Consider the following 19,285-nt stretch of genomic DNA (forward strand, 5'->3'; position numbering starts at 1 on the left):
CGCGCGGGGCGCGGCGGGGTCGCACCTCATGGGGCGGATGCCGCCGCCGACTCGACAGCCGGATCGGTCACGGCCCAGCTCGGCGCGTTCCCGGCATCGTCGCGCCGCGGGGCGTCCGGCGTCCTCGAGGCGCCGCCGACGGTGAACAGCGGCCGGTAGGTCACCACTGCCCGCAGTGGCACGGCACTCGATGCGGTGGCCGCGCGGACAGCCGAGACCGCGGCCACGGAGTCGACGTTGAGGCGTGTCACGAGGATGAGGTCGGTTGCCGCGGTGATGGCCTGGGTGGCCAGCGCGGAATCGCCGAGTGCGCCGATGTCGAGGATCAGTGTGCGGTCGCGCTCGGACCCGGTGGGCAGGGTGACCGAACCCTCGGCCAACCTGGCCAGTGCCGTCGGCCCCTGCTCAGCGGCGGCCACCTCGAGCAGCGATGCGACGAGACCGGAGCCGGAGGACCGCGACGCCCCGATGACGGCGATGATCCGGTCGGGCGCGGTACCGGGGCACTGTGCGAACAGGACCCGGGCCAGTTGCCGTTGTGCGGCAACATCATTCGCGTTCCGGCCGCGGCGCAGACTCACCTCCGGGGTGAGGATGCCGTCCACGGCGTCGGCGATGTCGGTGACGGCGACGACTCGGCCCGAGCGGCTTCGGTAGAAGCCCATCGCGATCAGCGCGAGTAGCCCACCGAGGAGGCCGCCGAACAGGGCTCCGAGCGGCCACCGGTCGGTTCCGACCGACGAGTCGGTGAGGGGTGAGTTCAGGACCTGCATGCCGGCCGGCTGAGCGGCCTGCAGTTCGATGTTGGAGCGCAACTGGAGCGCCTCGGTGAGCCGGCCGACGTCGCGGGTCCCCCTGATCGTCGTGATCCGTGCATCCAGGGCACCGAGGGCGCTCTCCAGCTGCCGGTCGGTGAGCTGGTGCAGACGCTCGTCGTAGAGGTTCAGCGCCGTACGCACGGTGTTCATCGACTCCTGTGCGGTCGTGCCGGTGGAGGAGACGGTCAGCACCTGCGAGGTGCCGTTCTGGGTGATGGTGAGATTCGCCGGACCCGTTCGGCCCAGCCGTTCGTTCACCGCCTTGGCGAAGCCGGCGCCGTCGAGATAGGCCACCTCTCCGGCGACGTAGTCGCTGATGTGGCTCTGCGTGAAGTCGATCGGCGCCCCGGTCACCATCGCGACCAGATCGACCGGTGGCGTCACCCTGATCTGCGCACTCGAGGTGGGGTCGGCATTGCCGCTGAGGTGGAGGGTCCCGCCGAGCAACGCCCCGAGACCGATGCCGACGAGGGTGCCGATTGTCAGCGCCACGAGCCACGCGCGTGAGGACCGTCGGGTGATCGCGGAGAGGACCGACGACTGAATCGGAGACTGGACGGCCAAGGGTTCGCGCTCCTTAGAGATTCGGCAGGCGTCGACCCACCTGTGAGGGGTCATTGCTGCTTTACTTCTCCGCATACTATGACACCGAACAGTGGCTGGCTACTCCGATGCCGGAAAACCCGCTTATTTAGGCAAATTACGTGGATTACGTACAGGATCGCGCGCCGGTCCGCCGTTACGGCGAATGCTTCAACATTTGCCATGCAGCGGACAGGCGCCACCCGGCCCGTGGCCCGGCGCCGATCGCCCTGCGGGTACACCACCACTGGGCCACGGCCACCGCGGTCATGGACAGGGCGGATGCCGCGGCCAGCCACACCGGACCACCCGTGACTGCGGCCAGCACGGCGACCGGAACCGATACGGTCAGCACGATGAGCGCCGTCCGGGCGGCCTCGGCGATGTGGCCACTGATGATCAACAGCGTGATGTTCACGCCCAGCGCGGTCTTGGCGATGCCACCGGCGGCCATCACGACGAGAAGAACGTTGGCCTCCCGCATCGAGGGGCCGTAGGCGAAGCCGAGCAGGTCGGCACCGAACGCGGCCAGCACCACGACGGCGGCCGCGGTCACCGCGGTGCTGAGCGTCGCGACAGCCGACAGGACGCGAACCACCTGAGCCCGCTCGCCGGCCGCCCACAGTCGCGCCGCGGCCGGCGTCACGGCCAGTGCGGCCAAGCTCTCGATGATCGTGACCTGCAGGGCCAGTGTCGCCGCCGCGGAGTAGAGCGCCGCCGTCTCCGGCACGAAGAGGACATTGGCGAGCCACACCGTGCCCGGCAGGCACAGGAAGGCCGCGAGGTCCAGGGTGAAGAGCTTCGCCCCCGCGGAGAGGGCCGTCTTCAGCGTCGCCACGCCCCCGGCCGCGCGGAGTGCGACGTCGCGGCGGGCGAAGACGAGCGCCGCGATCAACTGCAGGTACGACACGGCGGTGTAGCTGATCATCACCTCCAGCAGCGTCGGGTCGGACACGACGACCGCGATCGCCCCGACCACCGGCAACACGATCATGCTGCGGATGTGATGGGTGGTGGCGACCGAGGCGCCCACGCGTCCGGAGGCGGCGAAGATGTCGCTGAGCGTCAGTCGCAACGACTCCGCGACGATGCCGGCGGTCGTGAGCAACACCACGGGCAGGTAGTGCGCCGAATCGCGCAGCGCCCAGGTCGCCAACAGCGCGATCAGCGGGGCGCTCAACAGCGACAGCACTCCGGTGGCACTCAGGTGTGACGAGGCGATCGCCCGGCGCTCGACGGGGTTCGGCTCGGCGGCGACGAGCCGGATGACGTTGGGGCCGAGTCCCAGCCGCCCGACCAGCGGTCCGATGGACAGGGCGGCGAGAATCGCGAAGAACACCGCGGCATCGCGGGCGTCGAGCATGCGGTAGACGACGATGGTCAGGGCGAGAGTCGACAGCAGCCCCGCCGCCGCGGCGGCCGTGCGCCACACGAAACTGCGCCGCATCTCCGACGTGGCGGCGCCGACACCGGCAGTCACCCGTCGACGCCCAGCCACCCGCTGACCTGACCACGGACGAAAGCCAGGTCGGCGCGGGCGTGCAGCTTCTGGCCGCGCGCGGCGCGCAGCCCGGCGCCGGCGACCTTCCGCGCGGAGTAGTAGACCAGGCTGCTGACGGGCAGGGAATGCCGCCGCCACAGATACCCCTGTCCGACACCGTATTTCGCCATCTTGGCGACGTATGCGGCGGTGATCTGGTCGCGGTCGTCGTCCTGGCACACGCGGATCTCCGGGCGGTACTCGACGGCATGCCCCGACGCGATCAGGCGCAGCAGCAGGTCGGACTCCTCGCCCGCGCCTCGACGTCCCGGGGATCCGACGCCGACGCCCTCGTCGAAGGGTGTGGGCGACGGCAACACGCCACGCCGCAGGAATATCGTCGAGCTGACCGACGTGCGGAGGAAATTGCGCCGCGTCACCGCCGTCGGCCCGGGTAGCCACCGCAGCATCGACGGGGCCCCGGACTCGGTCACCTGCATTCCGGTGACACCGCCGAGATCGGGCCGTCGGCCCAACACCTCGAGCACCGACCGGAAGGTGGTCGGCGGATACCAGCAGTTGTCGTCCGGATAGGCGACCACCGGCGCCGACGCGAGCGGCGTGCCGGCGTTCCGTCCGGTCGAGACCCCGAGGCCGCTCGTCGTCATCCGGTACGGCCCCGGCAGTTCGAAGTCGGCGAGCACCGCCGCGCAGGACTGGTCCCCGCTCTGATCGACGAGGATGAATTCCACGCGATCGGAGAGCTCGGCGGCCGCCACCGACGTCAGCAGCCGGCGCAGCGCGTCCGGCCGCCCGATGGTCGAACACACCAGCGAGATGAGTGGTCCGCCGCCGTCCTGCAGCTGCGCGTCCATGTCTCGTCCTCCCTGCCCCCGACGTCACGCGACGCGGACGGCTTTCCCTGCCCGGTCCTGACGAACCCGGCTTGAGCAAAATATCATTGATAAGCTGCTGACCGCCTTGTGGTGCACCTGTCGCCGCTCACAGCCAGTACCACGAGATAGAGTTTTTGCCGACGCACATGTGAGCTAACATGCGAACCATCGTCGCCCTGCCCGACATCACACCGACGTCCGCCGGCGTCCCAAGTGCGAAGGACCGCTGTAGTGCCCAACGTGCTCCGCCGCCCGTCACCGGGTGTCCTCGCCGCGGTCGTCGGCATCGCTCTGGCAACGGCACTGAGCATGTTCTACGCGGTCAAGATGTGGACCGGACGCATCACCGCGCTCACCCCGGCGCCGTGCGCGACGCCGGGCTGCCTGGACGGAACCCTCGTGGACTTCCGTGACACGGTATGGCTGCCCACCCGCTGGTTCCTCGTGGGGAACGATCCGTACGACACCGCCGTCTACGCGGCGCAGTTTCCGTACGCCCAGGACTTCCCCACCTACGCTCCCGCGCACCTGGCGCTCTGGCTGCCCTTCGGCCGGCTGCCCTGGGATGTCGCCGCGGCTGCCGACATCCTCGTGAACGTCGCCGTGGTGGCCGCGGTCGGAGCGTGGGCGGGCATGCGGGTGATGCGGCTGTGGTGTGCACCCGGCACACCTGACCGCACCAGCCTCCTGGCCGCCGGTTCCCTCGGAATCGCTCTCACCTGGCTCGCCCGCACGGCCGCCGACGGAGCGAGTCACGGTCAACCGTCGGTGGTGTACGCGCTGCTCGCCGCGCCGGCGCTGCTGTCCCGGCGGCCCTGGGTGGCTGTCGTGCTCACCGCGGTCACCTGCTTGAAACCGCAGATCGGGTTGTTCGTCGTCGTGATCCTGCTCGCGCAGCGCAGGTGGCGGATAGCGGCGGCTGCGGTGCTGCTGGCAGCGGCTGTATCGGCGGCTACGGGTCTCGTCCTCGCCCGCAACAGCGGCGGAATCGGGGCATGGCTGCAGACACTCCTGGGCAACGCGAGCTCGGCCGAGGCGATCCGCACGGTCGACTACCTCGACGAGCGCGTCGACCTGATGGGTGCGCTCCTGCATGCCGGCGTACCCGCTGCGGGCTGGATGTCGCTTCTGTTCCTGGTGACCGGTCTGGCGGTCGCCTATGCGGTCGCACACCGGCTGGACCGGCGAGCGCTGCCCAACACGGCGGTCCTGCTCGGGCTCGGCATCGGGCTGATGGCCTTCTACCACATCAGTTACGACGCGATGTGGCTGCTCGCGCCGGTGGCACTGGCGGCCACGGAGCTGCTGCGAACCGGTGGACGACGGGCCGCGGTAGTCACGGCGCCCGGCCTGGTGGCGTTGGCGGCGGCGTGTTGGGCATCGCGGTGGCACCCGCTGGAGCTGATGTTCGGCGACGGGTCCACCATCTGGATCATGCGGGCCCTCGTCGGCACGGGCCTCGCACTTCTGACGGTCGGGATATGGCGGCTGCTGCGGCAACCGACCGACGAGCTACTCGACGCCGTGTCGCCGAGACACCAACCCAGCCACGCCGGTTCGTGACCCGACCTCACCTTGGCGCTGCCGACCGACGCCTCGACTACGCTCCTGCCATGGCCATCGAGTCCGCTCGGACGCCGCTCGACACGGACGCGCTGCGTGCAGGCCTACCGGCCGGCTGGCGGACCCTCGATGTGGTCGACGAAACGGGGTCGACCAACGCGGACCTCCTCGCCCGCGCGGCAGCCGGCGAAGATGTCGCGGGCAGGGTCCTGCTCACGGAGTACCAGAGCGCCGGCCGCGGCAGGCACGGACGGCAGTGGACTGCTCCCCCGCGATCGCAGGTCGCGATGTCCGTCGGTGTCGATGTGGACGGTGTCCGACCCGATGCCTGGGGGTGGTTGCCACTGTTGACCGGCGTGGCGGTGCGCGACGCCGTCGAAGAAGTGTCCGCCGTCGACGCCGGGCTGAAGTGGCCGAACGACGTGCTGGTCGGGGACGGGAAGTTGGCCGGCATCCTCGCCGAAGTGGCTGCCCCGCAGCGAGTGGTGATCGTGGGCATCGGTCTCAATGTCTCGTTGAGCGCGGCCGAGGCGCCCGATCCCCGCGCCACGTCGCTCACCACGCTCGGCGCCACCCACCACGACCGCACCGTGCTGGCGACGACGATTCTGCGGTTCCTCGGCGTCCGCGTCGCTGCGTGGCGCCGTGCAGGAGGCGCCGATCGGGCCCTCGTCGACGACTACCGCCGGCACAGCCTGACCCTGGGGCGCGAGGTGAGGGCGACCCTGCCCGGTGACCGCTTTCTCGAGGGAACGGCGAGCGACATCGACGACCTCGGCAGGTTGACGATCACGTCCGGCCGGGATTCGGTGACGGTCGCGGCCGGCGACATCACCCACCTCCGGCCGGTCAGCACCGACAATCGGGGCTGACCCGGCCCGCATCCATGCGGCGATTTGCTGAATCTGCAGTATCGCGTCATGTTCTCGATTCGCCTTTCCCGCGGGGCCTCTGACGGTCCGGGGGCCATGGTCAGACACCGCACACGCCGAGGACGCAGCCGACAGTCTCGCCAGCATCCCCGGATAGTGGTGCTGAAATCCCTTCGCAAGTGGAGAGCACGCCCTCTCCACCTCGCCCATATTTGACGCCTGTATGCAGATTTGGCAATCGCCGGTACGCGCACCAGAACCGCGAATTGCGAGATCAGCGCGATTTACGTCTGCGGAGCGCAAAATCTGATCGCCTCGTCCCTGTGACTTAGATCTCACCACTGTGCGATGTCGCTCACTGTGGTGTATTTATTAGCTGTAGATACAACAGCGAACACAAAATCGACCAGCCACTCAGGTCAGCGTCGACCGTCACCACCCGGCACAGGCGGCATCCATCCGCACCGGTACGTGACCTCGACGTTGGCGTGGAACCTCTCTCCTGAAGTCCTCGATCGTTGCCGTGTCCGGGGGTCTCGGCCGAGGAGCCACCGAACACGGCGCCCGCGAGGACGCCCCTGATCCATCAGCGCGTCAGTTCAGGCACCGCCTCGGACGGCCACGCGCCGGCACGACCATCCGCACCGCCACGGCCCCGCGCGTGGCCGAACATCGAAGGACTCCCATGACAGAAATGCTCGTCCGCGAACACGTCGAGACCAAGGTCCGGCTCGGACAGGTGCACATCGTGTTGCCGGCCTACAACGAAGAGGGCTCCCTGCGCCCACTCCTCGAGCGCATCGACCGCCTGGCGGCGTCGCAGCCGCTCACGGTCTGGGTGATCAACGACGGGTCGGCGGACGACACCGCCGCCGTCGCCACGAGCGGGCCCGCGTCGTTGAACGTCGAACTGGTCAACCATGAGGTGAATCTCGGCCTGGGACAGGCGATTCAGACAGGTTTGCGATCGGTTCTGGCGGTCGCCGACGACGATGACGTGCTCGTGGTGATGGACGCCGACGACACCCACGACCCGTCGCTCGTCGCCGCGCTCGTGCGCGAGATCGACATGGGCGCCGACATCGCGATCTGCTCGCGGTTCGTCGACGGCGGGGACGACACCACGGCCCCGCCGCTGCGCCGGGTGATGTCGCGGGGGGCGGCGCAGATGTTCCGCGTCGTCGCGAAGGTCGACGGGGTCCACGACTTCACCAGCGGCTACCGCGCCTACCGGGTTTCCCTGCTGCGCCGCGCCGCCGGCCACTGGGGTGAGCGGCTCGTCGTCGAGCAGGGCTTCGCCTGCATGGTGGAACTCCTGCTCAAGCTGCGCCACTGCAACCCCCGCATCGCCGAGGTTCCGCTGGTCCTGCAGTACGACCGCAAGCAGGGGGCGAGCAAGCTGAAGCTCGCCCGCACGCTGCGGCAGTACTTCAAACTGCTTGTCCGTGAATCCTTCACACCCGCGCCCTACCGGCAGATCTGATGTCGACACCGATCGAGTCGCGACCCGTCGTGGTCATCGGCGGCGGGATATCCGGGCTGACAGCCGCCTACCGGCTGACCCGCGCGTCGATCCCCGTCCACCTCGTCGAAAGTGCCGATCAGCTGGGTGGATTGGGGATGGGCGGGGAGATCGGCGGCGTCGAGATCGAACGGTTCTACCACTGTGTGATGCCCACCGACGAACATCTGTTACCGCTGCTCGATGAGCTCGGGCTGGCCGACGCCATCCGTTGGCAGCGGACCACGATGGGTATGAACGTCGACGGCCGCCGCTTTCCGTTCAACAGTGCGGTGGACCTGTTGCGCTTCACCCCGTTGCGGCTCGCCCACCGCATCCGGTTCGGCGCCGTCTCGCTGCTGTTGCGCCGGCTCGGCCGCGGGAAAGACCTCGACAACACCAGGACCGAGGACTGGCTGCGCAGCGTGTACGGGCCCACCGTGTGGCAGCGGCTGCTGAAACCGTTGTTCGGCGCGAAGTTCGGCGACGCGTTCGGCGAGGTGCCCGCCCGCTACCTGTACCAACGGCTCGGCCGGGAGAGCAACGTGGCCACCCGGGGATATCCGGAAGGCACCTACCGTGCGATCGTCGACCGGTTGCGGACGGCCATCGAGTCCGGTGGTGGCCGGGTGCTCTGCGGTGTGGGGGTTCAGCGCGTGACGCTCGGCGACGACGGCGCCACCGTCCGTCTGGTCACCGGCGAGGAGATCGCCGCGCAATCGGTGGTCTCGACGGTGCCGATACCGCTGCTGGCATCGCTGGCCGACGAGCCGCTGCGCGCGGAACTGCCGCAGGTCCGGCTCGACTATCAGGGCGTCGTCAACGCGGTCTTCCTGTTGGACCAGCCGCTCGACGGTCACTACTGGGCTCCGGTGATCAACTGCGACACCGACTTCGACGGTGTGGTGGAGATGTCGGCGCTCACGGGCACCGAGCGGTTGGGCGGACGCTCGCTGGTGTACGTGATGCACTACTGCGGGCGGGATTCGGCGCTGTTCGCCGAATCGGAACAGGAGATCGCGCGCCGCTGGACGGCTCAGTTACGGGCGCTCTACCCCGACCGGCTGACCGCCGCGGCAACCGTCGAAGAGGTGCGGATCTTCAAAGCGCCGTTCGTCGAACCGATTCCGACACTGGGCTACCACGAACGCATGCCGGCCGCTCGTGTCGGCGACACCAACGTCTTCCTGGCCACCACGGCACAGATCTACCCCGACGTCACGAGCTGGAACTCGTCGGTGGGTCTGGCCGACCGCGTTGTGCGTGAGGTGATGAACAACCGCGAGTCAGCCGGCCGCCGGGCGGTGGCCAATGCTTGACAACAGCGCCAAGGTGCAGGCCGCCGAGGTCCTCAGCGTCCTGGGCGGGACAGCCTTTGCGGTCGCGGTGAGCTCGGATGTCGCCGTCCACCAACAGACCTGGGTGCGCATCGTCTTCGGCGTCGGCATGGTCGCGGCCTGGGTGGTGCTGCTGGCCGCGCAGAAGTCGAGCGATCCGAAGATCCTGGGCCGCGGCTTCGAGGAGTTCAAACGCGTCCTGCTGGCCACCGGCAAGCTGCTCGGCTTGGTCGCCGTCGTCCTACTGGTCACCGGCAGTCCGCTTCCCCGCCAGACCCTGTTGATCGCGATCGCCTCGGGGCTCGGCGGATGCGTGCTGGCGCACCTGATGAGTACCGTCGCCCTCGTCCGGCAGCGCACCCGTCCGAACGGACAGCGCACCCGCCTCCTCCTGGTCGGGACCCGCGCCGAGGCGGATCGCGTCGCGGCCGCGGTCTCCAGCGATGCGCGGGCCGGCTACGAGGTGATCGCCTTCCACTCGCTGGCGGCGCGCTCCACCGAACTCGTCGGCGCCGCAGGCGGACTCGATCTGTTCGGCGACATCCCCGATCCCCCCGTCATCGACACCGCGGAGATCACCGAACTCGCCCGGGAGCACCAGGCCCAGTCGGTGGTCATCACGTCCGTCGACCGGATCAACGACGAATGCCTGCGCGATCTGCGTTGGGCGCTGCACCCGCACGGTATCGGCCTGATGGTGGTGCCCGGCGTCGCCGGGATCGCCCCGCCCAAGCTGAGTCTGGAACGCCTGAGCGGACTTTCGCTGCTGCGGGTGGACGAGCCGGGCTACTCATCGCTGTCCGCCCTGGCCAAGGCGCTGTTCGACCGCATCCTGTCCGTCGCTTTACTCGTCCTCGTCTCACCGCTGCTACTCGTCATCGCCGTGCTGATCAAGCTGGAGGACGGCGGGCCGGTGTTCTACCGTCCCGCCCGCGTCGGCCGGCACGGCGAACCCTTCCGGATGTGGAAGTTCCGGTCGATGCACCCCGACGCGGAAGCTCGGCTGACCGAGGTGCGCGCGCTGTCCGGCAAGTCCGACGACGCGTTCTACAAGTGGGCCGGCGATCCGCGGATCACGAGGATCGGCAAGGCGCTTCGCCGCACGAGCCTCGACGAACTGCCCCAGCTGATCAACGTCGTCGTCGGCGAGATGAGCTTGATCGGGCCCCGGCCCATGATGGACGGCGAAGGTGCGGAGTTCCCGGACTTCGTGCAGCGCCGGCTCCTGGTGAAGCCGGGCATGACGGGCCTGTGGCAGGTGTCGGGCCGTTCGGACATCAGTGAACACGACCGGGTTCGCCTCGACCTCTACTACGTGGAGAACTGGTCGATGGACCAGGATCTGCGGATCCTGGCGAAGACCGCGCTCACCGTGGCCCGCGGCCACGGTGCCTACTGACGCGGGGCGGTCAGCGCAGCAGCGCGCGCGACATCACCACGCGCTGAATCTGATTCGTACCCTCGTAGATCTGGGTGATCTTGGCGTCGCGCATCATCCGCTCGACCGGGAAGTCGATGGTGTAGCCGGCGCCGCCGAACAGCTGGACCGCGTCGGTGGTGACCTCCATCGCAACGTCCGAGGCGAAGCACTTCGACGCCGCCGAGATGAAACCGAGGTTGCCCTCGCCGCGTTCGGCGCGCGCAGCGGCCGAATACACCATCAACCGGGCGGCCTCCACCTTCATCGCCATATCGGCGAGCATGAACTGCACACCCTGGAAGTCGCTGATCGACTTACCGAACTGCTTGCGGTCCTTGGTGTAGGCGATCGCGGCGTCCACCGCGCCCTGGGCGATGCCGACCGCTTGGGCACCGATGGTCGGGCGGGTGTGGTCCAGGGTCGCCAGCGCGGTCTTGAAACCGGTGCCGGGCTCACCGACGATCCGGTCACCCGGGATGCGGCAGTTCTCGAAGTACAACTCGGTGGTCGGCGAACCCTTGATACCGAGCTTGCGTTCCTTGGGTCCGACGGTGAAACCCTCGTCGTCGATGTGCACCATGAACGCCGAAATGCCGTTGGCGCCCTTGTCGGGATCGGTCACCGCCATCACGGTGTACCAGGAGGACTTGCCGCCGTTGGTGATCCACGCCTTGGCGCCGTTGAGGATCCAGTCGTCGCCGTCAGCCTTGGCGCGGGTGCGCATCGCCGCCGCATCGCTGCCGGCCTCCCGCTCGGACAGCGCGTAGGAGGCGAGCTTTCCGTCGACCAGGTCGGGCAGCACCTTGCCCTTGAGCTCCTCGGAGCCACGCAGGATCAGGCCCATGGTGCCCAGCTTGTTGACCGCGGGGATCAACGACGCCGACGCATCGACACGGGCGACCTCTTCGATCACGATGCACGCCGCCACCGAATCGGCGCCCTGTCCGCCGTACTCCTCGGGCACGTGCACCGCGTTGAACCCCGACGTCACCAGCGCCTGCAGGGCTTCCTCGGGAAACCGCATCTGCTCGTCGACATCGGCCGCGTACGGGGCGATCTCCTTCTCGGCGAGCGCGCGGATCGCCACCCGCAACTCCTGATGCTCCTCCGGCAACTGGAACATGTCGAAGGACGTGTCTCCGGTCCAACCAGCCATCGTGGCCTCCTTGCTACTCACCGGTAACTTTACCTGCGCTCAGGTGCCGCCGAGTAGCCGGTCCCGCAGTGCCTGATCCTTCTCGAGCACCATCCGTTCGAGGTCCGCCTGGAATCGGATCATGCGCTCGCGCAGCGCGGGGTCCGCGGCCGCGAGGATCCGCACGGCCAGCAGCCCGGCATTGCGGGCCCCGCCGATCGACACGGTGGCCACCGGCACGCCGGCCGGCATCTGCACGATCGACAGCAGCGAGTCCAGCCCGTCGAGGCGGGCCAGCGGCACCGGCACGCCGATCACCGGCAGCGGGGTGGCCGCGGCCACCATGCCCGGCAGGTGAGCCGCCCCGCCCGCTCCGGCGATGATCACCTGGAGACCCCGGTCCGCCGCGGTGCGCGCGTAATCGAGCATGCGACCGGGGGTGCGGTGCGCGGAGACCACGCCCACCTCGAACGCCACCTCGAACTCGGCGAGCGCTTCGGCGGCGTCGGTCATCACCGACCAGTCGCTGTCGCTGCCCATGATGACCCCGACGCGTGGGGCGCGTGCGTTCAACTCGAGCTTCCTTTCCCGGTGTGCGGATCCCATCCGTCGGTCCACTCCGCATGGGACAACCAGTGTGCGGCCCGCTCGGCCCGCTCCCGCAGCACCACCGGATCGGCGCCGGTGATGTTGACGTGGCCGATCTTGCGGCCGGGCCGTTCACCCTTGCCGTACAGATGGACCTTGGCCTCAGGGATGCGGGCGAAGAGGTGGTGCACGCGTTCGTCCATCGCCATCGACGGCGTCTGCGGCGCGCCGAGAACGTTGGCCATGACAGTGGCGGGGGCCAGCAGCGCGGTATCACCGAGCGGATAGTCCAGCACCGCCCGGATGTGTTGTTCGAACTGGCTGGTGACGGCGCCGTCCATGCTCCAGTGACCGGAGTTGTGCGGACGCATCGCGAGTTCGTTGACCAGCAGCCTGCCGTCGGCGGTCTCGAAGAGTTCGACGGCCAGCAGGCCGACCACACCCAGTTCGGCGGCCAGCCGCAGGGCCAGCTGCTGCGCGCTCGCACCCAACTCGTCGGACAGTTCCGGCGCGGGCGCCAGCACGACCACGCAGATGCCCTCCCGCTGCACGGTTTCGACCACCGGCCACGCCGCGCCCTGCCCGAACGGCGATCGGGCCACCAGGGCGGCGAGCTCGCGGCGCATCGCGACCCGTTCCTCGGCCATGATCGGCACGCCGTCGGCGAGGTAGCGGGCGGCGACATCGCGCGCCTCGTCGGCGTCGGCCGTCAGCACCACGCCGCGACCGTCGTAGCCGCCGCGCACCGTCTTGATCACCACGGGACCGCCGACCTGCGCGGAGAAGGCGACGATGTCGTCGGCGGTGGAGATGGCGGAGTAGCGCGGGATCGGCGCGCCCATCGCTTCGAGCCGGCGCCGCATCACCAGCTTGTCCTGGGCGTGCACGAGCGCCTCCGGGGGCGGCGCCACGTTGACTCCCTCGGCCACCAGCGTCTCGAGCGCCTCGGTCGGGACATGCTCGTGATCGAAGGTCAGGACCGTCGCGCCGTCGGCCGCGCGTCGCAGGGCATCGATGTCGGTGTGGGATCCGATCACCACGTCGGGGGTCACGAGCGCGGCGGGCTCCTGGGGACCCGTGGCGAGCACGCGCAGGCTCTGACCCAGCGCGATCGCCGCTTGATGGGTCATCCTGGCGAGTTGGCCCCCGCCGATCATGGCCACCACGGGTGGCGAAGGGGTTGGATTCGGCACGCCGCCTATCGTGTCATGACGCCGACCGAGGTCATGACCAGGAACGAAGCAGCGATACGACGCCGGGTTACGACAGAGCCTTCCTGTCTTACGTAGACTGCCTCCTTGTGTCCTTCGCCGATGCGACGATCAAGCGGCTGCCGCGGGCCATCCGGCCGTACGCCGAGCAGCATCATGAGCTGATCAAGTTCGCCATCGTCGGGGCGACGACGTTCATCATCGACTCGTCGATCTTCTTCACGCTCAAGCTGACGATCCTCGAGCCCAAGCCGGTGACGGCGAAGATCATCGCCGGGATCGTCGCGGTCATCGCCTCCTACATCCTCAACCGGGAGTGGAGTTTCCGCGACCGTGGTGGGCGCGAGCGTCATCACGAGGCCTTGCTGTTCTTCGCATTCAGCGGTGTCGGAGTGCTGTTGAGCATGCTGCCGCTGGTCTTCTCGAGCTACGTGCTGGGGTTGCGGGTACCAGAGGTTTCGCTGACGATCGAGAACATCGCCGACTTCGTCTCGGCGTACATCCTGGGCAACCTGCTGCAGATGGCCTTCCGGTTCTGGGCCTTCCGGCGCTGGGTGTTCCCGGAGGAGTTCGGCCGCAACCCGGACAAGGCGCTGGAGTCCGCGCTCACCAGCGGTGGTATCGCCGAAGCAATGGAGGACGCCGCCGAGAGCCACGGCGACGCCCAACCCGCAGACGACGGGAAGACGGGCACCGTCACGCCGTTGCGTCGGCCGGCACGGCGCCGCAACGGGCTCGATCAGCTCGGTGACTCTTCGGACCCCAGGGTGTCGAAGACTTCGTGATACAGCAGTGAGTGCACGCGTTCCACGCGGGGAATGTCGTGGAACTCGAGCGGATCCTGTGCGGCTGATTCGATGACAAGCGTGCCGGTGCGCACGATCCGGTCGAGGAGACCGTGCCGGAACTCGACGCTGTTGATCCGCGCCAGCGGGATGTCGATACCGGCCCGGGTGATCAGGCCGTGTCGGAACATGACCCGCCGGTCGGTGATGACGAAATGCGTGGTCCACCAGCTGAGGAACGGCCACACCGTCAGCCAGCCGACGAGCAGCAGCCAGATCCCCCCGATGACGAGGAAGATCACGTTCTTGGCGGTGGCGTCCCACTGGAGGGTGTTGACGTATCCCGCGATGAACGCGGCGGCCGCGCTGGTGAACAACAGCACGAACACCGCACCGATCAACCGCTTCCAGTGCGGATGCCGGTGCAGGACGACCTGCTCGTCTCTGGCCAGGACGTTGTCCGGATAACCCACGGCAGCACTTTACTCAGGCGCGTGGTTGCGCCCAGGGTGCTCGGTTCAGTAGGCGCCGGAGTGGCGCAGCATCGCCTTGACGGTCTTGAAGGCGATCAGCAGGTCGGAGACCATGGACCAGTTCTCGACGTAGAACAGGTCGAGCCGGACCGAGTCCTCCCAGGACAGGTCCGAGCGGCCGCTGACCTGCCACAGACCGGTGATACCGGGACGGACCAGCAGGCGGCGCTTGACGTGGTCGTCGTAGGTCTTGACCTCGGTGGCCAGGGGCGGGCGGGGGCCGACGACGCTCATATCGCGTTTGAGGACATTGAGGAACTGCGGCAGCTCGTCGATGCTGTACTTGCGAAGCAGCCGACCGAGCGGGGTCACCCGCGGATCCTCACGAATCTTGAACAGCACTCCCCCGTTGCTGTCATTGAGGTTGGCGAGGTCGGGCAGCATCCTGTCGGCGCCCTGGACCATCGTGCGGAACTTGATCATCTCGAACGGCCGGCCGTCGAGGCCGATGCGTTCGGAGCGGTAGAAGACCGGTCCCCGGCTGGTCAGCTTGACTGCGATCGCGACGGCGATCAGCACCGGCGCCCCCAGCAGCAGGACGGTGCTGGCGAAGAGCATGTCGAACAGCCGCTTCTGGAAGCGCTTCGCACCGTTGTACTGCGGTTTCTCCACGTGGATCAGCGGGAGGCCGGCCACCGGGCGCATGGTCAGGCGCGGGCCCGCGACGTCGACGACGCCGGGCGAGACGAGCAGGTCGATGTCGAGCTTCTCGAGCTCCCAGGACAGATCACGCATTCCGCGTCCGTCGAGCCGCTCGGTGGCGGTCACAGCGACGGCGTGGCTCTTGGTGGCGGTCACCGCTCCGACCACATTGGTCTCGTCACCGAAGGTGGGAATGGTGCCCACCCCGGGGACTTCGAGCTCCGCCCGGGAGAACCCACTCGGCACGCAGGCCCCGACGACGAGGTATTCCGACTTCGTCTCGCGCGCAAGTGATCTGGTGAGATCGCGAATGGCGTGGGGATTGCCGACCACGAGCAGCCGGGTGATGCACCGTCCGTACTTCTCGCGCACGGAGGCGACGATGCGGCGGGCGATCCAGCGGAAGAGGATCAGTGTCACCAGGCCGATGGGCAGAGCGATCATCAGATAACCGCGGGCGATGTTGAGCTTGAACAGCATCGAGATGATCGCCACCGCGCCGAACACGGACAGCGTGGCCATCCACGCCCGCCGGTACTCCTCGGCGCCCGAACCGATCACCCGAGGCGACCGGGCGCGGTTGATCGACAACGCCAGCATCCAGGCGACGGCGATGATGACCGAAAGAATCGAGTACGCGAAGTTCGGATAGGTGCTGGTCTCGCCGGGAAGACTCCCGAACCGGAGCCATTGCGCCGCCCCGACGGCGAGCGCGACGGCAACGAAGTCCACAACCACCAGACGGCGCGCGTAGCCGCGCTGCCAGAGTGGCACCCTGCCCGGCTCGGCTACTACCTTTGCTGTCAGATCAACATCATCATTCACCGCGGTCATGCGGTCCCCCCCGATGTTCAATTGCTCCCACCCGACCTTAACCGACTTCGTATGATCATCTCAAGATGATCACGAAACCGCTCCGCGGGCGGCCATTCTATTTGTAAATTCATCGACGGGCCGGGGCGCTTTACCCGGCGCAATCGACGGGCAGCCGTCGAACACGCCTACACGCTGCGATGTTTCGTTGAAGTAACCAACGAAGGTTGACTTACGTTGACGTCAATGGCAAAATTCGGCGGTCACATCGGCGGGCTGCTCGCATCTCATTGCGCCGCGCATTTGCGTACCGGCAGGGTTCGCCGCTATTTGTGAAATACGCGCGCATTCCGCTTGCCGCTTTCCGGCGGTTACCGCCGCTCGATGTGACGTATCACACACTCCTCGTGTTTGCCGCCGGGCGGCGCGGCTCCGCCAGGGCGGGACGGCCCCGAACACGCCGGGCGCTGCGATTTCTCAGGGCATCGTGAAAGCGCCAGAGGCAGGTCGATAGCATCGACTCCCATGACGAGCGTGAAAGAGCCTGACGCCGGAGCCAGCGGTGAGCGTGAGATCGACATCCACACCACGGCGGGCAAGCTGGCCGATCTGCGCAAGCGCACCGACGAGGCCCAGCATCCGGTTGGCGAGGCGGCCGTCGAGAAGGTGCACGCCAAGGGCAAGCTGACCGCGCGCGAGCGCATCCTCGCCCTCCTCGACGAGGATTCGTTCGTCGAACTCGACGCCCTGGCCAGGCACCGCAGCACCAACTTCGGCCTGCAGGCCAACCGGCCGCCAGGCGACGGTGTGGTCACCGGCTACGGCACCATCGACGGCCGCGAGGTGTGCATCTTCAGCCAGGACGCCACCGTGTTCGGCGGCAGCCTCGGCGAGGTCTATGGCGAGAAGATCGTCAAGGTGCAGGAGCTGGCCGTCAAGACCGGCCGGCCGCTCATCGGCATCAACGACGGCGCTGGCGCGCGCATCCAGGAGGGCGTCGTCTCGCTCGGCCTGTACAGCCGCATCTTCCACAACAACATCAAGGCCTCCGGTGTCATCCCGCAGATCTCGCTCATCATGGGCGCGGCCGCGGGCGGCCACGTCTACTCTCCGGCGCTCACCGACTTCGTGATCATGGTCGACAAGACCAGTCAGATGTTCATCACCGGCCCGGACGTCATCAAGACGGTCACCGGTGAAGAGGTGACCATGGAGGAGCTCGGCGGCGGGCACACCCACATGGCGAAGTCGGGCCTGGCCCACTACGTCGCCTCCGGCGAACAGGATGCGTTCGACTACGTGCGCGATCTGCTGTCCTACCTGCCGCCCAACAGCTACGCCGATCCGCCGCGGTACCCGGCGCCGGCGCCGGTGGGGCCGATCGAAGAGACCCTCACCGACGAGGATCTCGAGCTCGACACGCTGATCCCGGACTCCCCGAACCAGCCGTACGACATGCACGAGGTCATCACCCGCATTCTCGACGACGACGAGTTCCTCGAGGTCCAGGCGGGTTATGCGACCAACATCATCGTCGGCTTCGGCCGCGTCGACGGCCGGCCGGTCGGGATCGTCGCCAACCAGCCGACGCAGTTCGCGGGCTGCCTCGACATCAACGCCTCGGAGAAGGCCGCACGGTTCATCCGGACCTGCGACTGCTTCAACATCCCGATCGTCATGCTGGTCGACGTGCCGGGCTTCCTGCCCGGCACCGAGCAGGAGTACAACGGCATCATCCGCCGCGGCGCCAAGCTGCTGTACGCCTACGGCGAGGCGACGGTCGCCAAGATCACCGTCATCACCCGCAAGGCCTACGGCGGCGCGTACTGCGTCATGGGATCCAAGGACATGGGCTGCGACGTCAATGTCGCGTGGCCGACGGCGCAGATCGCCGTGATGGGCGCCTCGGGGGCGGTCGGCTTCGTCTACCGCCAGCAGCTCAAGGAGGCGGCGAAGGACGGCCAGGACGTCGACGCCCTGCGCCTGCAGCTGCAGCAGGAGTACGAGGACACCCTGGTCAACCCGTACATCGCTGCCGAACGTGGTTACGTCGACGCGGTCATCCAGCCGTCGCACACCCGCGGCTACATCGGCACCGCGCTGCGACTGCTGGAGCGCAAGGTCGTCCAGACGCCGCCCAAGAAGCACGGCAATATTCCTCTGTAGATCTCAGCTGTAGATTCCCCCCAGGAGACCCATGTCGCAGGACACCGACATCACCGAGGTCAGCGATCACCGACAGCTGACCATCGATCTGCCCCCGGCGGCGGACCCGCACATCCACGTCGTCAAGGGGCAGCCGTCCGACGAGGAGATCGCCGCGCTGGCCGCGGTGCTCGCCGGCGCCGGTGGCGGCCATGCCGAACCGGGCCCGCAGGAGTTCAACCCGTGGGGCCATCCGGTGGGCAAGCTGCGTTACGACGTCACCAGCTGGCAACGGGTGACGCTGCTGGAACGCACCCACATGCGGAGGTGACCCGGGTCGTCCTCGGGTCCGCGTCCTCCGGTCGGCTGAAAGTGTTGCGCCAGGCCGGAATCGAGCCGCTCGTCATCGTCTCGGGCGTCGACGAGGACGCGATCGTCGCGACGCTCGGCGCCGGGGCGCCGCCGGACCAGGTGGTGTGCGCGCTGGCCGCGGCCAAGGCCGCCAGTGTCGTGGACTCCCTGCCCTCCGACGTCGCGGCCGACTGCGTGGTCATCGGATGCGATTCGATGCTGTGGCTCGACGGCCGCCTCACGGGTAAACCCGGATCGGCGGCAGCCGCGCGGGCTCAATGGCAGCTGATGGCCGGGCGCAGCGGTGAGCTCTACACCGGACACTGTCTTGTGCGGATGCGCGACGGCGTCCCGCTGGGACGTGAACTGGAAGCGGGTGGCACCACGGTCCGGTTCGGCACGCCATCGCCCGGCGATCTGGCCGGATACCTCGACAGCGGCGAACCACTCGGTGTCGCAGGCGCTTTCACGCTCGACGGGCTCGGCGGCTGGTTCGTCGACGGTGTCGATGGCGACCCGTCGAACGTCATCGGGCTCAGCCTTCCGCTCGTGCGCGCCATGCTGGCGCGGCTCGACCTGTCGGTTCCGCAGTTGTGGACGCGCTGACCACGGG

The 19,285-nt window shown here is 68.2% G+C and carries 17 protein-coding genes; 9 read left to right on the top strand and 8 right to left on the bottom strand.

What is annotated here, in order from left to right:
- Window positions 1-26: 26 nt before the first annotated feature.
- The 3 genes from I7X18_RS21240 to I7X18_RS21250 all read right to left on the bottom strand — a co-directional run bounded on the left by I7X18_RS21240 (window position 27) and on the right by I7X18_RS21250 (window position 3,755).
- On the bottom strand, window positions 27-1,382 hold the full coding sequence (locus tag I7X18_RS21240; protein WP_193045963.1) for a hypothetical protein: 1,356 nt from the start codon (window positions 1,380-1,382) through the stop codon (window positions 27-29).
- Window positions 1,383-1,557: 175 nt separating this feature from the next.
- Window positions 1,558-2,898: a lipopolysaccharide biosynthesis protein gene (locus I7X18_RS21245; RefSeq protein WP_232375297.1), complete on the bottom strand. Its 1,341-nt coding sequence runs from the start codon at window positions 2,896-2,898 to the stop codon at window positions 1,558-1,560.
- Entirely contained in the window at window positions 2,877-3,755 is an 879-nt protein-coding gene (locus I7X18_RS21250) for a glycosyltransferase family 2 protein (protein ID WP_193045964.1), read from the bottom strand. Before I7X18_RS21250 ends, I7X18_RS21245 begins: the two co-directional genes overlap by 22 nt.
- A 252-nt stretch (window positions 3,756-4,007) precedes the next feature.
- Between I7X18_RS21250 and I7X18_RS21255 the strand changes: the two genes are divergently transcribed.
- The 5 genes from I7X18_RS21255 (at window position 4,008) to I7X18_RS21275 (ending at window position 10,448) form a co-directional block, all read left to right on the top strand.
- Complete coding sequence (locus tag I7X18_RS21255) at window positions 4,008-5,339, top strand: glycosyltransferase 87 family protein (RefSeq protein ID WP_193045965.1); 1,332 nt, start codon at window positions 4,008-4,010, stop codon at window positions 5,337-5,339.
- Window positions 5,340-5,389: 50 nt separating this feature from the next.
- Window positions 5,390-6,211 (top strand): biotin--[acetyl-CoA-carboxylase] ligase, encoded by an 822-nt coding sequence (locus I7X18_RS21260; RefSeq protein WP_193045966.1) that lies wholly within the window; start codon window positions 5,390-5,392, stop codon window positions 6,209-6,211.
- A 685-nt stretch (window positions 6,212-6,896) separates the two neighbouring features.
- A complete protein-coding gene (locus I7X18_RS21265) occupies window positions 6,897-7,694 on the top strand; it encodes a glycosyltransferase (protein WP_193045967.1) in 798 nt (265 codons plus the stop codon).
- Window positions 7,694-9,031, top strand: a complete 1,338-nt coding sequence (locus I7X18_RS21270) for an FAD-dependent oxidoreductase (protein WP_193045968.1) — start codon at window positions 7,694-7,696, stop codon at window positions 9,029-9,031. Before I7X18_RS21265 ends, I7X18_RS21270 begins: the two co-directional genes overlap by 1 nt.
- On the top strand, window positions 9,024-10,448 hold the full coding sequence (locus I7X18_RS21275; RefSeq protein ID WP_193045969.1) for a sugar transferase: 1,425 nt from the start codon (window positions 9,024-9,026) through the stop codon (window positions 10,446-10,448). Before I7X18_RS21270 ends, I7X18_RS21275 begins: the two co-directional genes overlap by 8 nt.
- Window positions 10,449-10,458: 10 nt before the next feature.
- On the opposite strand, the gene I7X18_RS21280 is transcribed toward I7X18_RS21275, so the two are convergent.
- From I7X18_RS21280 to I7X18_RS21290, 3 genes are read right to left on the bottom strand one after another with little or no spacing between them, the layout of a single operon-like run.
- Window positions 10,459-11,625: an acyl-CoA dehydrogenase gene (locus I7X18_RS21280; protein WP_193045970.1), complete on the bottom strand. Its 1,167-nt coding sequence runs from the start codon at window positions 11,623-11,625 to the stop codon at window positions 10,459-10,461.
- Between the two features lie 39 nt (window positions 11,626-11,664).
- On the bottom strand, window positions 11,665-12,210 hold the full coding sequence (purE, locus tag I7X18_RS21285; protein WP_193045971.1) for a 5-(carboxyamino)imidazole ribonucleotide mutase: 546 nt from the start codon (window positions 12,208-12,210) through the stop codon (window positions 11,665-11,667).
- Window positions 12,174-13,349, bottom strand: a complete 1,176-nt coding sequence (locus I7X18_RS21290) for a 5-(carboxyamino)imidazole ribonucleotide synthase (protein ID WP_226863560.1) — start codon at window positions 13,347-13,349, stop codon at window positions 12,174-12,176. The genes purE and I7X18_RS21290 overlap by 37 nt, the downstream gene beginning before the upstream one ends.
- Before the next feature lie 143 nt (window positions 13,350-13,492).
- Here I7X18_RS21290 and I7X18_RS21295 point away from each other — a divergent pair, with 143 nt between their 5' ends.
- Window positions 13,493-14,188: a GtrA family protein gene (locus I7X18_RS21295; protein ID WP_193045972.1), complete on the top strand. Its 696-nt coding sequence runs from the start codon at window positions 13,493-13,495 to the stop codon at window positions 14,186-14,188.
- Here I7X18_RS21295 and I7X18_RS21300 read toward each other — a convergent pair.
- On the bottom strand, window positions 14,143-14,661 hold the full coding sequence (locus tag I7X18_RS21300; protein ID WP_193045973.1) for a PH domain-containing protein: 519 nt from the start codon (window positions 14,659-14,661) through the stop codon (window positions 14,143-14,145). The genes I7X18_RS21295 and I7X18_RS21300 overlap by 46 nt on opposite strands.
- 45 nt (window positions 14,662-14,706) lie before the next feature.
- Window positions 14,707-16,197, bottom strand: coding sequence for a sugar transferase (locus tag I7X18_RS21305; protein WP_193045974.1), 1,491 nt, complete (start codon window positions 16,195-16,197; stop codon window positions 14,707-14,709).
- A gap of 504 nt (window positions 16,198-16,701) precedes the next feature.
- Between I7X18_RS21305 and I7X18_RS21310 the strand changes: the two genes are divergently transcribed.
- Genes I7X18_RS21310 through I7X18_RS21320 form a run of 3 tightly spaced genes read left to right on the top strand, consistent with a single transcriptional unit; the run spans window position 16,702 to window position 19,278 of the window.
- Entirely contained in the window at window positions 16,702-18,342 is a 1,641-nt protein-coding gene (locus I7X18_RS21310; protein ID WP_193045975.1) for an acyl-CoA carboxylase subunit beta, read from the top strand.
- A 31-nt stretch (window positions 18,343-18,373) separates the two neighbouring features.
- Entirely contained in the window at window positions 18,374-18,652 is a 279-nt protein-coding gene (locus I7X18_RS21315) for an acyl-CoA carboxylase epsilon subunit (RefSeq protein WP_193045976.1), read from the top strand.
- Window positions 18,649-19,278, top strand: a complete 630-nt coding sequence (locus tag I7X18_RS21320) for a Maf family protein (RefSeq protein WP_193045977.1) — start codon at window positions 18,649-18,651, stop codon at window positions 19,276-19,278. Before I7X18_RS21315 ends, I7X18_RS21320 begins: the two co-directional genes overlap by 4 nt.
- The last annotated feature ends 7 nt before the right edge of the window (window positions 19,279-19,285 follow it).

Origin of the sequence: Mycolicibacterium baixiangningiae, from assembly GCF_016313185.1 — a bacterium.
GTDB lineage: Bacteria > Actinomycetota > Actinomycetes > Mycobacteriales > Mycobacteriaceae > Mycobacterium > Mycobacterium baixiangningiae.

Coding starts and splice junctions, on each gene's coding strand:
- I7X18_RS21250 (WP_193045964.1), bottom strand. CDS start 3,755: ATGGACGCGCAGCTGCAGGACGGCGGCGGACCACTCATCTCGCTGGTG.
- I7X18_RS21260 (WP_193045966.1), top strand. CDS start 5,390: ATGGCCATCGAGTCCGCTCGGACGCCGCTCGACACGGACGCGCTGCGT.
- I7X18_RS21265 (WP_193045967.1), top strand. CDS start 6,897: ATGACAGAAATGCTCGTCCGCGAACACGTCGAGACCAAGGTCCGGCTC.
- I7X18_RS21270 (WP_193045968.1), top strand. CDS start 7,694: ATGTCGACACCGATCGAGTCGCGACCCGTCGTGGTCATCGGCGGCGGG.
- I7X18_RS21275 (WP_193045969.1), top strand. CDS start 9,024: ATGCTTGACAACAGCGCCAAGGTGCAGGCCGCCGAGGTCCTCAGCGTC.
- I7X18_RS21280 (WP_193045970.1), bottom strand. CDS start 11,625: ATGGCTGGTTGGACCGGAGACACGTCCTTCGACATGTTCCAGTTGCCG.
- purE (WP_193045971.1), bottom strand. CDS start 12,210: ATGGGATCCGCACACCGGGAAAGGAAGCTCGAGTTGAACGCACGCGCC.
- I7X18_RS21290 (WP_226863560.1), bottom strand. CDS start 13,349: ATGATCGGCGGGGGCCAACTCGCCAGGATGACCCATCAAGCGGCGATC.
- I7X18_RS21305 (WP_193045974.1), bottom strand. CDS start 16,197: ATGACCGCGGTGAATGATGATGTTGATCTGACAGCAAAGGTAGTAGCC.
- I7X18_RS21310 (WP_193045975.1), top strand. CDS start 16,702: ATGACGAGCGTGAAAGAGCCTGACGCCGGAGCCAGCGGTGAGCGTGAG.
- I7X18_RS21315 (WP_193045976.1), top strand. CDS start 18,374: ATGTCGCAGGACACCGACATCACCGAGGTCAGCGATCACCGACAGCTG.